Genomic DNA, 13847 nt, shown 5'->3' with positions numbered 1-13847 from the left:
GCACCTTGAGACATCGGGACACCGTGCACTGACCGGTTTTCACTACTTCGCCACCTACTGCTCATTGCCGGATTCCGGACGCCCTTCGCCGCAGGGCGTCACGCATACTGGGCCCACTGATCAACATCGGTCACAGGGGGCGTCGCCATGCCGTTCACCATCAGCCACGCCGCGGCGGTGCTGCCGGGCCTGCGGAGGAACGGGACCGCGCGCGGTCCCCTGTACGCCTCGGCCCTCGTCCTCGGGTCGTTCGCACCGGACACGACGTACTTCGCGGCGAGTCTCCTTCCCGAGGTGATGGGCTACGGGGCGGTGACACACGGGGTCTTGGGCGTGCTGACCGTCGACGTCGCCATCACCGCGGTACTCGTCTGCCTCTGGCTGCTGATGCGGGACCCGCTCGTCGCGCTGCTGCCGGCGGCACAGCAGGGCCGGGTGTACACACTGCTGCGCGGGCGGCCGAGGCACCGGCCGCCGGTCACCGCGGCGCTGTGGTTCTACGTCTCGGCGGTGATCGGGGCCAGTACGCATGTCGTGTGGGACGCGTTCACCCATTTCGACCGGTGGGGCGTGCGGATGATGCCGGTCCTCGGGGAGGTCGTCGCGGGCTTCCCGCTCTACACGTACACGCAGTACGGCAGTTCGGCGGTCGCTCTCGTCGCACTGGTGTGGTTCACGGGAACGGCGCTGCGGCGTGCGCCGGCGTCACCGGAGGCGCCCGTGATGCTGCTCGGCCGCCGGGCCCGACTGCTGGCGGCAGCGCTCATCGCGGTGTGCGTGCTGGCGGGCGTCGTGCACCGCTGTGTGCGCTGGTACCAGTACTGGGGCCGGACCGAGACGCCGCTCGACATCATCCCGACGGCATGCTTCGGGGCGGGGGCGGGGCTGGCCGTGGGGCTGGTGCTGTACGCCGCGGTGGTGCGGGTGCGTGGGCGCGGACGGGGACCGGTTCCTGAGGCCTCCGAGGCACCGCCGCTGCCGGAGCGAGGCGTGCGTCAGGGGTGACGGGTCCCCGAGGCCCGGGGCGCGGAGTCGACGGGCCGGGTCATCGGAGCGAGCGGCGGCACGCCCCCACCGGGGGCGTGCCGCGGGCGTCAGTGGGCTGCCGACTCCCAGTCCGTGCCCGAGCCGACCGAGACGTCCAGCGGGGCGCGGAGCGACACGGCCGAGGACATCTCGTGGCGCACCAGTGTCTCGACCTGCTCGCGCTCGCCCGGGGCGATCTCCAGGACGATTTCGTCGTGGACCTGGAGCAGCAGCCTGGACGACAGCTTCGCGTCCCTCAGTGCCCGGTCCACGTTGAGCATGGCGACCTTGACGATGTCCGCCGCCGTGCCCTGGATCGGTGCGTTGAGCGCCATCCGCTCGGCGGACTCGCGCCGCTGCCGGTTGTCGCTGTTGAGGTCGGGGAGATACCGGCGACGGCCGAGCATCGTCGCCGTGTAGCCGGTGGCCCGCGCCTCGTCGACGACGCGCCGCAGGTAGTCCCGCACGCCGCCGAACCGCTCGAAGTAGGTGTCCATCAGGACCCGAGCCTCGGCGGGCTCGATGCCCAGCTGCTGGGAGAGGCCGAACGCCGAGAGCCCGTAGGCCAGCCCGTACGACATCGCCTTGATCTTGCGGCGCATCTCCGCGTCGACGGCGGACCGCTCGACCGAGAACACCTGGGAGGCGACGGTCGTGTGCAGGTCCTCGCCGGAGGTGAACGCCTCGATCAGGCCCGCGTCCTCCGACAGGTGGGCCATGACGCGCAGCTCGATCTGGCTGTAGTCGGCCGTCATCAGGGACTCGTAGCCCTCGCCGACGACGAATCCGCGCCGGATCGCACGGCCCTCGTCCGTCCTCACCGGCACGTTCTGCAGGTTCGGGTCGGTGGAGGAGAGGCGTCCCGTCGCGGCGACGGTCTGACTGAACGTGGTGTGGATGCGGCCGTCGGCGGCGACGGTCTTGATCAGGCCCTCGACCGTCGAGCGGAGCCTGGCCTGCTCACGGTGGCGCAGCATGATGACGGGCAGCTCGTGCTCCGTCTGCGCGGCGAGCCACGCGAGCGCGTCGGCGTCCGTGGTGTAGCCGGTCTTGGTCTTCTTCGTCTTCGGCAGGTTCAGCTCGCCGAAGAAGACCTCCTGTAGCTGCTTGGGGGACCCGAGATTGAACTCGTGGCCCACCGCCGCGTGCGCCTCCTTCACGGCCTGCTGCACGGCGCCCGCGAACTGCTGCTCCATGGCCTCGAGGTGGGCGCGGTCGGCGGCGATGCCGTGCCGCTCCATCCGGGCCAGCAGCAGGGAGGTGGGCAGCTCGACGTCGTGCAGGAGCTCGACGGCGCCGACCTCCTTCAGCTTCCCGCCGAGGGCCTCGCCGAGGTCCAGGACCGCACGGGCCTGGGACATCAGGGCGTCGGCCTCGGCCTGCTCGTCGCTGCCGAACGCCAGCTGCCCGTCCGCCGCGGCGGGCGCCAGCTCACGGTGCAGGTACTCGATGGAGAGCGCGTCCAGGGCGAACGAACGGCGGCCGGGCTTGACCAGGTAGGCGGCGAGCGCCGTGTCCATCGTCACGCCGGCGATCTCCCAGCCGTGCTCGGGGAAGACCCGCAGCGCGTCCTTGGCGTTGTGCATGACCTTCGGCCGGGAAGGGTCGGAGACCCACGAGGCGAACGCCCGCTCGTCGGACTCGTCGAGCTGCGTGGTGTCGAACCAGGCGGCCTTGCCGTCGGCGGCCGCCAGCGCGACCTCGCTGACGCTGCCGACGCCCAGCGCCCATGCGGAGACGGTGGCCACGCCGAGCGGCTGCCTGCCGTGCTGCTCCAGCCAGTACGCCAGCTCGCCGGCGCCGAGCACGGTGCCGTCGAGCTCCACACCGGCCTCGGGGGCCGGCGGCTCCTCCTCCGCGGCTCCGGGGTCGACCGCCAGCAGCCGCTCCCGCAGGCTCGGGTTACGGATCTCCAGGACCTCGAGGAAGCCCTTCAGCGCGGTCCGGTCGTAGGGTGCGCGCTCCAGGTCGGTGACGGCCTTCGGCAGCTCCACGTCGCGCACGAGCTCCGTCAGGTGGCGGTTGAGCTTGACGGCCTCCAGGTGGTCGCGGAGCGCCTGGCCGACCTTGCCCTTGACCTCGTCCGCGCGCTCGACGAGCGCCGCGAACGAACCGAACTGGTTGATCCACTTCGTGGCGGTCTTCTCACCGACTCCGGGGATGCCGGGCAGGTTGTCGGACGGGTCGCCGCGCAGTGCGGCGAAGTCCGGGTACTGCTGCGGGGTGAGACCGTACTTCTCCTCGACCTTCGCCGGGGTGAAGCGGGTCAGCTCGGAGACGCCCTTGGTCGGGTACAGCACGGTGGTGTGCTCGCTGACCAGCTGGAACGAGTCCCGGTCGCCGGTGACGATGAGCACCTCGAAGCCCGCGGCCTCCGCCTGGGTGGCGAGGGTGGCGATCACGTCGTCCGCCTCGAAGCCGTCGATCGCGAACCGCTCGGCGTTCATCGTGTCGAGGAGCTCGCCGATCAGCTCGACCTGGCCTTTGAACTCGTCGGGCGTCTTGGAGCGGTTCGCCTTGTACTCCGGGAAGTCGGCCGACCGCCAGGTTTTGCGGGAGACGTCGAAGGCCACCGCGAAATGTGTGGGCGCCTCGTCACGCAGGGTGTTCGCCAGCATCGAGGCGAAGCCGTAGATCGCGTTGGTCGTCTGGCCGCTCGCGGTCGTGAAATTCTCCGCGGGCAATGCGAAGAACGCCCGGTACGCCAGGGAGTGCCCGTCCATGAGGAGCAGGCGCGGTCGGTTGTCTGCCGTCTTCTTCGATGCCGTCTCAGCCACGACCCCGATCCTGCCATGCACCACTGACATTCCCGACCGCCCGACCTTGGCTCACCGATTGTCGGAGGCCCGTGACAGGATCGGAGACGTACGGCAGACGTATCGCACAGGCACGGCTCGAAGGAGAGCGTGATGGCCAGCAAGCCGCCCGCAGGGGACCCGGTCCAGGACGCCCCGCAGATCGCGGCGCCGCAGCATGCGGCGGCCGGCCTGCCCGCCATCGGCCACACCTTGCGCGTCGCGCAGCAGCAGATGGGAGTGGGCCGCACCGCCCGCACCCTGATGAAGGTCAACCAGAAGGACGGCTTCGACTGTCCCGGCTGCGCCTGGCCGGAGGGCGACAAGCGCCATGTCGCCGAGTTCTGCGAGAACGGCGCGAAGGCGGTCGCGGAGGAGGCGACCTTGCGCCGGGTGACGCCCGACTTCTTCGCCGCGCACCCGCTCCCCGATCTCGCGAACCGCAGCGGCTACTGGCTGGGCCAGCAGGGCCGGATCACACAGCCGATGTATCTCCCCGAGGGCGCCGAGAGGTACGAGGCGGTGACCTGGGAGCGGGCCTTCGCGATCATCGCCGAGGAACTGCGCGCGCTCGAATCCCCGGACGAGGCGCTGTTCTACACCTCCGGCCGCACCAGCAACGAGGCGGCGTTCCTGCTGCAGCTGTTCGCCCGCGAGTTCGGTACGAACAATCTGCCCGACTGCTCCAACATGTGCCACGAGTCCTCCGGCTCGGCGCTCACGGAGACCATCGGCGTCGGCAAGGGCAGTGTCTCGCTGGAGGACCTGCATCAGGCGGACCTGATCATCGTCGCCGGGCAGAATCCGGGCACCAACCACCCCCGGATGCTCAGCGCGCTGGAGCAGGCGAAGGCCTCCGGCGCGAAGATCATCTCGGTGAACCCGTTGCCCGAGGCCGGTCTCGAGCGGTTCAAGAACCCGCAGACCCCGCGCGGCATGCTCAAGGGCACCGCACTGAACGACCTCTTCCTCCAGATCCGCATCGGCGGCGACCAGGCCCTGTTCCGTCTCCTCAACAAGCTGATCCTGGAGACCGGGGGCGCGGTCGACGAGGAGTTCGTACGCGAGCACACCGAAGGCTTCGAGGACTTCGCGGCCGCGGCGCGGGCCGCCGACTGGGATGCCACGCTCGCCGCTACGGGCCTCGGCCGTGACGAGATCGAGCAGGCCCTGCGGATGGTGCTCGACTCCCGCCGGACCATCGTCTGCTGGGCGATGGGCCTCACGCAGCACAAGCATTCCGTCGCCACCATCCGCGAGGTCGTCAACTTCCTTCTGCTGCGCGGCAACATCGGCCGCCGGGGGGCCGGCGTCTGCCCCGTCCGAGGGCACTCCAACGTCCAGGGCGACCGCACCATGGGCATCTTCGAGCGGCCCGCGCCCGCCTTCCTGGACGCCCTGGAGAAGGAGTTCGGCTTCGCCCCGCCGCGTCACCACGGCCTCGACGTCGTGCGGTCCATCGAGGCGCTGCGTGACGGGAAGGCGAAGGTGTTCTTCGCCATGGGCGGCAACTTCGTGGCGGCGAGCCCCGACACGGAGGTCACAGAGGCCGCGATGCGCCGTGCGCGGCTGACGGTGCACGTGTCGACCAAGCTCAACCGCTCGCACGCGGTGACGGGCCGCAGGGCGCTCATCCTGCCCACCCTCGGCCGTACCGACAAGGACATCCAGGCGGGCGGCAGGCAGGTGGTGACCGTCGAGGACTCGATGGGCATGGTCCACGCCTCCCGCGGCAACCTCACCCCCGCGAGCCCCCACCTGCTGTCCGAGCCCGCGATCGTCGCCCGGATGGCGCGCGCCGTGCTCGGCCCCTCCTCCAGCACACCGTGGGAAGACTTCGAACAGGACTACAGCACGATCCGCGACCGGATCGCCCGCGTGGTGCCCGGCTTCGAGGACTTCAACGCGAAGATCGCCCGCCCCGGCGGCTTCACCCTGCCGCACGGCCCGCGCGACGAGCGCCGCTTCCCCACCGCCACCGGCAAGGCCAACTTCACCGCCGCACCCGTCGAGTACCCCGAGATCCCCGAGGGCCGGCTGCTGCTGCAGACCCTGCGCTCGCACGACCAGTACAACACCACGATCTACGGTCTCGACGACCGCTACCGCGGCATCAAGGGCGGCCGCAGGGTCGTCCTGGTCCACCCCGAGGACGCCCGCGAGCTCGGCCTGGCCGACGGCTCGTACGCCGATCTGGTCGGCGAATGGAAGGACGGCGTGGAGCGGCGGGCCCCCGGCTTCCGCGTCGTCCACTACCCCACCGCCCGCGGCTGCGCCGCCGCGTACTACCCGGAGACCAATGTGCTGGTCCCGCTGGACTCCACCGCCGACACCAGCAACACCCCCGCCAGCAAGTCCGTGATCGTACGTCTGGAACAATCACCGACCGTCTAAGCGTTCGCTCAGGCAGCAGGACGAACAGACGGCCACAGGACCAGACAGTCATACGATCGGAGCCGGCATGGGCGAGCAGACCACCGTGAAGTTCCCGCAAGAGGTCATCGACGAGTACGCCGAGCTCGGGGTGGACCTGCCCGCGCTCTTCTCCGCCGGACACCTGGGCGAGCGCATGGGCGTACAGATCATCGAGGCCGCAGCGGACCGGGTCGTCGGCACGATGCCCGTCGAGGGCAACACCCAGCCGTACGGCCTGCTGCACGGCGGCGCGTCCGCCGTCCTCGCCGAGACCCTCGGCTCCGTCGGCTCCATGCTGCACGGCGGCCCCTCCAAGATCGCCGTCGGCGTGGACCTCAACTGCACCCACCACCGCGGCGCCCGCTCCGGGATGGTCACCGGGGTCGCCACCCCCGTCCACCGCGGCCGCTCCACCGCCACCTACGAGATCGTGATCACCGACGAGCAGGACAAGCGCGTCTGCACCGCACGGCTCACCTGCCTGCTCCGCGACGCCCAGGGCTGAACCAGCCCCCGCGAAAGACCCGCAGGACACGGAAAGGGGCCGGGAAGCTGATGCTTCCCGGCCCCTCCCTCATCGCTCCACGGACCGTCAGGCCGCGCCCTCACCGAGGTACGCCGCCCGGATCCGGTTGTCCGCCAGCAGATCCGCCGCCGGCCCCGACATCGCGACCTCACCCGTCTCCAGGACGTAGCCGCGGTTCGCCAGACCCAGCGCCTGCGTGGCGTTCTGCTCCACCAGCAGCACCGTCGTGCCCTGCTTGTTGATCTCCTCGATGATCTCGAAGATCTGCTGCACGATCAGCGGCGCGAGACCCATCGACGGCTCGTCCAGCAGCAGCAGCTCCGGCTTGCCCATCAGGGCACGGCCGATCGCCAGCATCTGCTGCTCACCGCCCGACAGCGTGCCCGCCTGCTGCGAGCGCCGCTCGGCCAGACGCGGGAAGAGCGTGAACACCCGGTCCATCTCGGCCATGTCGACCGAGCTGAAGCGGTACGCGCCCATCTCCAGGTTCTCCCGCACGGTCATCGTCGAGAAGACCCGCCGGCCCTCCGGCACATGACCGATACCGAACCGCACGAGCTCGTGCGACTTGATGCCGTCGATGCGCTCACCGCGCAGCAGCACCTCACCGTGGCGCGGCTGGAGCATGCCCGAGACGGTACGCAGCGTCGTCGTCTTGCCCGCGCCGTTACCGCCGAGCAGGGCCACGATCTCGCCCTTGCGCACGGTCAGGTCGATGCCCTTGATGGCCTCGATGGCGCCGTAGAACACACGCATGCTCTTCAGTTCGAGCAGCGTCTCTTCCGAAGTGCCCGCCGTACCGGCGTCCTTCTGCAGCTCAGTCGTGGTGCTCACTTGCCGCTCTCCTCGTCCGCCGCGGTCTCGCCCGGCGCCGTTCCGTCCGACGACCCCGCATCGGCCGACACCTCGTCAGAGGCATCGTCCGCCACGGACCCGTCCGAAGCAGGCTCGTCAGAACCCGGCTCGTTTGAACCCGGGTCCTCGGAAGCGGGCTCGTCCGAACCCGGCTCCTCGGACGCCGACCCGGCCGGCACCGGCTCCCGCGGACCGTCCGTCGCCGCATGCTGCTCCGCGATGGCGGCCTGAACCACCTCCGCGTCCTCCGCCGACGCGCCCAGATAGGCCTCGATCACCGCCGGGTGCTGCTGCACCTCGCTCGGCGTCCCCTCGGCGATCTTCTTGCCGAAGTTGAGAACCATCACCCGGTCCGCCACCGACATCACCAGACGCATGTCGTGCTCGATGAGCAGCACGCTGATGCCCAGCTCCGTGTTGATACGGCGGATCAGCTGCTCCAGCTCCAGCTTCTCCGTCGGGTTCGTACCGGCGGCCGGCTCGTCCAGCAGCAACACCTGGGGATCCGTGGCCAGCGCCCGCGCGATCTCCAGACTGCGCTGGTCACCGTACGACAGGCTGCCCGCGATCTCGTTGAGCTTGTCCTCCAGGCCCACGAACTTCAGCAGCCGGTGCGCACGCTCGTCACTGAGCCGCTCCGCCTTACGCGCGTTCGGCAGACCCAGCATGATCGAGACAGGGCCGGCCTTCAGCCGGGTCTCCGCCGCGATCTTGACGTTCTCCAGCGCCGTCAGCGCACCGAACAACCGGATGTTCTGGAACGTACGCGCCACACCCACACGGTTGACGATGTGCGGCTTGCTGCCCAGCAGGGACTTCTCGTCGCCGTCCTTCGAACGGAAGACGATCTTTCCCTCCTGCGGGGTGTACGCCCCGGTGAGCGAGTTGAACAGCGAGGTCTTACCCGCACCGTTCGGCCCGATCACCGCCAGGACCTCGCCCCGGCACATGTTGACGTCCACGTGGTCCAGACAGGTCAACCCGCCGAACCGCAGCGTCACATCCGACGCCTGCAGCACCAGATCGGTACCACCGGCCGAAGGCTGCGCACCGGCCGTCGCGTCGCTCTTCACGTCCGTGCTCATCAGACCTTGCCTCCCGCCGGCTCGGACATCGCGTCCGCGTCGCCGATGCCTTCCTCAGCCATCTTCAGCTCACGCTGCCTTCGCCGGGACGGCCAGACACCCTGAGGCCGGTAGATCATCATGATCACCAGCAGCGCGCCCAGATACATGTACCGGTCGGACGGGTCCACCCAGTCCTTCAGCGCCTCCGGCAGCCACACCAGGATCGCCGTACCGATCAGCACACCCGGGATCGAACCCATACCGCCGAAGATGACGTACGCCAGGATCAGGATCGACTGCAGAAGCGGGAAGACCTCCGGGTTGATGTACCCGTACTTACTGGTGAAGATCACACCCGCGACACCCGAGGTCGACGCGCCGATCGCGAACGCCATCAGCTTGAACTGCACCGTGTTGACGCCGTTCGCCGCGGCCGCGATCTCGTCCTCACGGATCGCCGTCCACGCACGTCCCACCCTCGAGTGCTCGAGACGCGAGAACAGAATGATCACCAGGACGATGAAGAAGACCAGCAGGTACCAGTAAGGCAGCGGCTTGATCGACCACTTGTACTCGAAGCCCGCGAAGTCGATCGAGAAGTCCGGGATCAGCCGGGCACCCTGCGGACCGCCCGTCAGGCCGTCCGCGTTCTTCGCCACCAGATAGATGATCTCGTGGAAACCGAGCGTCACGATCGCCAGATAGTCACCCCGGAGCCGAAGCGTCGGAGCACCCAGCAGCAGACCACAGATCAGACACGTGATCACCGCGACGGGGATGACCCAGAAGTTGTTCAGCACCACCGGAGGCTCGATCGGGAGCCGGCCCGTCCAGTACGCCGTCGAATAGGCACCCACGGCGAAGAAGGCGAAGAAGCCCAGGTCCAGCAGACCCGCCCAGCCGATCACCACGTTGAGGCCGATCGCCAGCAGCGCGAAGATCGCGATCTGGTCCACCAGCACCGTCTGCCAGGTCCGCTCAAGACCCGACGGAATGACCAGGACCAGGATCAGCAGGATGGCGATGCCACCCAGCTTCACCCGCTTGTCGGTCCGCAGCCGCTCCCGCAGCGTGCCCACCGGGCCACCGGAGACAGCCGAACCGGCCGACTCCTTGGCCTTCGTGACCGCACCCTTGATCGGCGCCGCCGCGAACTCCCGCAGCGCCCACACACCGACCGTAAGACCCAGGCACACCCACAGGTTGGGACCCGTGAACGTGTCCTCGATCGAGAAGAAGATGTCACGCGTGTTGCCCTGCTCGCCCGTCACCAGGGCCAGCAGCACACCCAGGGCGATCATCGCCCACAGACGGGAGAAGCGCTCCGACTGGTACCACGCCGTACGGCGCAGCTTCGACGCCGCAGACGGCGTCAGGTTCTTCGAGGTGTCGACCGTACTCATGCCGCCCTCCCCACTCGCTCACCGAGGATGCCCATCGGGCGGAACATCAGCACAAGGATCAGCACGACCATGGCCGAGACGCTGCGCCACTCGTCACCGAGCAGCGGCACCGTCATCGTCTCCACGATGCCGATCAGAATGCCGCCGAACATCGCACCGCGGATGTTGCCGATACCGCCGACGACGGCCGCGGCGAACGCGGTGATACCGGGTATGAAGCCCATCGTGTAGGACACCTGGTTCAGGTTGGCGAACAGGAAGCCCGCCACACCGCCCAGCACACCGCCGATGATGAAGGTGCGGGAGATGACCTTGTCGATGTCGACGCCCATCAGGCCGGCGACCTCGGCGTCCTGGGCGACCGCGCGGATGCCCTTGCCGAGCTTCGTGCGGGTCACCAGCAGGTCCAGCGCGACCATCATGACCACGGCCGTCGCGAACTGGAGCATCTGAGTGATGTTCACACCCGCGCCGAACAGCGAGAACACGGTGTGGTTGTCGTACATGTCCGGCAGCGGCAGCGGGTCACGCCCGAACAGCTTGCCGGCCAGGTTGTACAGGAAGAACGAGGCGCCGATCGCGGTGATCAGGAAGATCAGCCGCGGCGCACCACGTCTGCGTAGTGGTCGGTACGCGACCTTCTCCAGGCCGTACGCCGTGACGCCGCCGAACAGCGCCGACCCCGCCATGGCGAGAGCGACAAAGCCGATGGATGCCAGAGCGGACGGGTTGTCCCCCGGACTGACCAGCTGAAGGACGATGAGGCTGCCGTAGGCGCCGAGCATGAAGACCTCGCTGTGCGCGAAGTTGATCAGCTGCAGCACGCCGTAGACAAGGGTGTAGCCGATGGCGATGACGGCGTACAGCGAGCCGAGCATCACCCCTAGGACGAGGTAGTCCCAGAATTCCTGAAGGGACATGGAGCAGACTTCCTTGTGGGAGCTGAGCGGGCGGCGGCGCTCGTGGCGACGAGGGCGGCCCGCGGGCGAATCATTCGAAACAGTGGGGGGCACCGGTCAGGGAACCGACCGCCCCACTTCGCGGACGGGGGCCGGGAGAACTACCGCCTCCCGGCCCCCGGTCGCATGGCATCAGCCACTAAGCCCCAGCGTCAGCCGGCCAGCTCGTTGATGTTGCCCTGGTACCCGATCTTGCCGCCCTTGACCTGGTACAGGTAGACGTCGGTGCCCTTGAACTCACCGTTCTCGCCGAAGGAGAAGGTCTTCGTCAGGCCCTTGTAGGAGGCCTTCGCCAGCGCGTCACGCAGAGCCTCACGCTCGGTGTCCGCACCCGACTTCTTGACCTCGGCGATGATCATGTTGGTGATGTCGTACGCCTCGGCGGAGTACGTACCCGGCGCGCGGCCGAACTCCTTCTGGTAGTCCTCGGCGAACTTCTTCGTGCCCGCCTCGACGGTGGCGTCGGTGCAGGGGCAGGTGAGGAACCAGTTCTCGGAGGCGTCACCCGCGAGCTCGACGAACTTCATGTCGTTCGAGCCGTCACCCGAGATGCCCGCGCCCTTGTAGCCGGCGTCCTTGAGCTTCTTCGCGAAGGGAGCCAGGTCCTGGTAGTAACCGGCGTAGATCAGCGCGTCGGCCTTGGAGTTGACGACGTCCTTCGCGGTCGCGGAGTAGTCCGGCGTCTTCTGCGGGACGGACTTCTTGACGACCTCGATACCGGCGTCCTTCAGACCCTTCTCGGCGACAGTCGCCAGGCCCACGCCGTAGTCGGTCTTGTCGTCGATCAGGTAGACCTTCTTCGCCTTCAGCTTCTTGGCGTAGTAGGTCGCCATGCCGGCGCCCTGCATGTTGTCGTTGGGGACACCGCGCAGGAAGCTGGTGAAGCCGTTCTCCTTGTCCGTCAGCAGCGGGTTGGTCGCGGACGGCGAAACCGTCACCAGACCGGACTCCGCGTACAGCGGCGAAGAGGTGTTGGTCGGCCCGGAGAAGGCGGGACCCACCACGGCGACGACGCTCTCGTCATCGATGATCTTCTGCGCGGCGGCCGTGGCCTTGTCCGGCAGGCCCTGGTCGTCACCGGCGACGTACTCGAGCTTGAAGTCGAGGTCACCCTTGGCGTTGGCCTGGTCGATGGCCAGCTTCACGCCGTTCTGCATGTTCTCGCCCAGCGCGACGTTGTCGCCGGAGAGCGGACCCTGGAAAGCGATCTTCACGGCGCCGTCGCTGCTACCGGAGGCACTGTTGCACCCGGTCAGGGCCAGAGCACCCACGGCCAGCGGTATAGCCAGTTTGACGATGGTCTTGTTCAGCACTACGAACCCCTCGGAGCCGCGCGAACGATCTTGTCAGCGGGGGAAGTTGGCATCCCCTCACAGGACACCGCTTGTCCGTGCGGTGTGCGGGGAATGTAATCGCGCGTTCGGGCACACGGATAGGTGACCGGAAGATGTGTGATCGCCCTGTGACCTGAGTCATGCGCCGGAAACAGAACACTCCTTACCGGCGACCGGACATGTCAGCAGTGATCCACAAGTTCCCGACAAACTCGCACATGATCTTCACGGCCACATTTCCGCAGACCCCGACAACGCTCTGAACTGCGACGTTCTCCCTGACCCCGGTCACACGACCTGGCCGGAACATGCCCCCGCCGGGCCCCTCCCACACGCCGCACAGAGCACCTCCGTCTCACCGGACAGCGCCCCTCCGGCCGGGTCGCGTCACCGTAGCGCGCGACGGCCCGCCGCGCGGCAGAATCGAAAACGACCTTCACAACTTCCCCCACAACAGCACCGGGCCCCCGGTCACCAAGTGACCGGGGACCCGCCGCAATTCCACCCATTTGTCCGCTTCGAGACGCTGCCCCTCCGCCCGTCCTCCGGACCGCTGAGCGCCCTGCCGCCGACTACTGTTCCTTCGCGGCCTTCTTCTCCTCGGCGTCCTCGATGACCGCCTCCGCCACCTGCTGCATCGACAACCGGCGGTCCATCGACGTCTTCTGGATCCACCGGAACGCCGCCGGCTCCGTCAGCCCGTACTGCGTCTGCAGAATGCTCTTCGCCCGATCCACCAGCTTGCGCGTCTCCAGCCGCTGCGAAAGATCCGCGACCTCCTGCTCGAGCGCCTTGAGCTCCGTGAACCGCGACACCGCCATCTCGATCGCCGGCACGACGTCGCTCTTGCTGAACGGCTTCACCAGATACGCCATGGCACCGGCGTCACGCGCCCGCTCCACGAGGTCGCGCTGCGAGAACGCGGTGAGCATCAGGACCGGCGCGATGGACTCCTCCGCGATCTTCTCCGCCGCGGAGATCCCGTCGAGCACGGGCATCTTCACGTCGAGAATCACCAGATCCGGCCGGTGCTCCCGCGCCAGCTCCACGGCCCGCTGCCCGTCCCCGGCCTCGCCGACGACCGTGTACCCCTCCTCCTCGAGCATCTCTTTGAGATCGAGCCGGATGAGCGCCTCGTCCTCGGCGATGACGACACGTGTCGTCAGGGGCGGGACGTGCGACTTGTCGTCGTCATCGGCGGTGGGCTGGGGCGACTCGGGGGCGGTCACTGGGGCTCCTCGGGGCCGGACAAATACTGCTGCCCCGAGACTACCTAGATGAAGGTTCCGACCTGCACCCGGTACACTCCGACAAGCAACCACGCCGGGTTGGCGGAATGGCAGACGCTGATGTCTCAAACACATCTGCCCGAAAGGGCGTGCGGGTTCGAATCCCGCACCCGGCACTTCGCCCTTCCAGGCGGATGTTCACCTTCTCGTGAACATCCGCTTTCTGCTACCCACGGCG

General features: G+C 68.3%; 10 protein-coding genes and 1 tRNA gene. 4 read left to right on the top strand and 7 right to left on the bottom strand.

The genetic code is table 11. The features are described 5' to 3' along the window. Window positions 1-147 precede the first annotated feature (147 nt). The gene (locus tag ACIPJI_RS05525; protein ID WP_402244590.1) at window positions 148-1005 is read left to right on the top strand and encodes a DUF4184 family protein; all 858 of its coding nucleotides are present in this window, start codon (window positions 148-150) and stop codon (window positions 1003-1005) included. A gap of 89 nt (window positions 1006-1094) precedes the next feature. On the opposite strand, the gene polA is transcribed toward ACIPJI_RS05525, so the two are convergent. Beyond that, window positions 1095-3803 (bottom strand): DNA polymerase I, encoded by a 2709-nt coding sequence (gene polA / locus ACIPJI_RS05520; RefSeq protein WP_402244588.1) that lies wholly within the window; start codon window positions 3801-3803, stop codon window positions 1095-1097. Window positions 3804-3935: 132 nt separating this feature from the next. Between polA and ACIPJI_RS05515 the strand changes: the two genes are divergently transcribed. Both ACIPJI_RS05515 and ACIPJI_RS05510 read left to right on the top strand, forming a co-directional pair. Beyond that, window positions 3936-6215, top strand: coding sequence for an FdhF/YdeP family oxidoreductase (locus ACIPJI_RS05515; protein ID WP_402244587.1), 2280 nt, complete (start codon window positions 3936-3938; stop codon window positions 6213-6215). A 67-nt stretch (window positions 6216-6282) separates the two neighbouring features. Next, window positions 6283-6741, top strand: coding sequence for a hotdog fold thioesterase (locus ACIPJI_RS05510; protein ID WP_356624293.1), 459 nt, complete (start codon window positions 6283-6285; stop codon window positions 6739-6741). 87 nt (window positions 6742-6828) lie between these two features. Here ACIPJI_RS05510 and ACIPJI_RS05505 read toward each other — a convergent pair whose 3' ends face one another. The 6 genes from ACIPJI_RS05505 to ACIPJI_RS05480 form a co-directional block, all read right to left on the bottom strand. After that, the gene (locus tag ACIPJI_RS05505; RefSeq protein WP_307710323.1) at window positions 6829-7518 is read right to left on the bottom strand and encodes an ABC transporter ATP-binding protein; all 690 of its coding nucleotides are present in this window, start codon (window positions 7516-7518) and stop codon (window positions 6829-6831) included. A 74-nt stretch (window positions 7519-7592) separates the two neighbouring features. Beyond that, window positions 7593-8702, bottom strand: a complete 1110-nt coding sequence (locus tag ACIPJI_RS05500; protein WP_402244585.1) for an ATP-binding cassette domain-containing protein — start codon at window positions 8700-8702, stop codon at window positions 7593-7595. After that, window positions 8702-10087: a branched-chain amino acid ABC transporter permease gene (locus ACIPJI_RS05495; protein WP_402244583.1), complete on the bottom strand. Its 1386-nt coding sequence runs from the start codon at window positions 10085-10087 to the stop codon at window positions 8702-8704. Before ACIPJI_RS05495 ends, ACIPJI_RS05500 begins: the two co-directional genes overlap by 1 nt. Further along, window positions 10084-11007, bottom strand: a complete 924-nt coding sequence (locus tag ACIPJI_RS05490; protein ID WP_307705827.1) for a branched-chain amino acid ABC transporter permease — start codon at window positions 11005-11007, stop codon at window positions 10084-10086. The genes ACIPJI_RS05495 and ACIPJI_RS05490 overlap by 4 nt, the downstream gene beginning before the upstream one ends. Window positions 11008-11198: 191 nt before the next feature. After that, window positions 11199-12359, bottom strand: coding sequence for a branched-chain amino acid ABC transporter substrate-binding protein (locus tag ACIPJI_RS05485; RefSeq protein WP_307705828.1), 1161 nt, complete (start codon window positions 12357-12359; stop codon window positions 11199-11201). 593 nt (window positions 12360-12952) lie between these two features. Beyond that, window positions 12953-13609, bottom strand: coding sequence for a response regulator (locus ACIPJI_RS05480; protein WP_356624299.1), 657 nt, complete (start codon window positions 13607-13609; stop codon window positions 12953-12955). A gap of 93 nt (window positions 13610-13702) precedes the next feature. Between ACIPJI_RS05480 and ACIPJI_RS05475 the strand changes: the two genes are divergently transcribed. Beyond that, a tRNA-Leu gene (locus tag ACIPJI_RS05475) sits at window positions 13703-13785 on the top strand. The last annotated feature ends 62 nt before the right edge of the window (window positions 13786-13847 follow it).

Source organism: Streptomyces sp. NPDC086835 (genome assembly GCF_044745705.1).
Lineage (GTDB): Bacteria > Actinomycetota > Actinomycetes > Streptomycetales > Streptomycetaceae > Streptomyces.
Note: the sequence above shows the minus strand (reverse complement) of the source record. Positions and strands in the feature narration are given on the sequence as shown.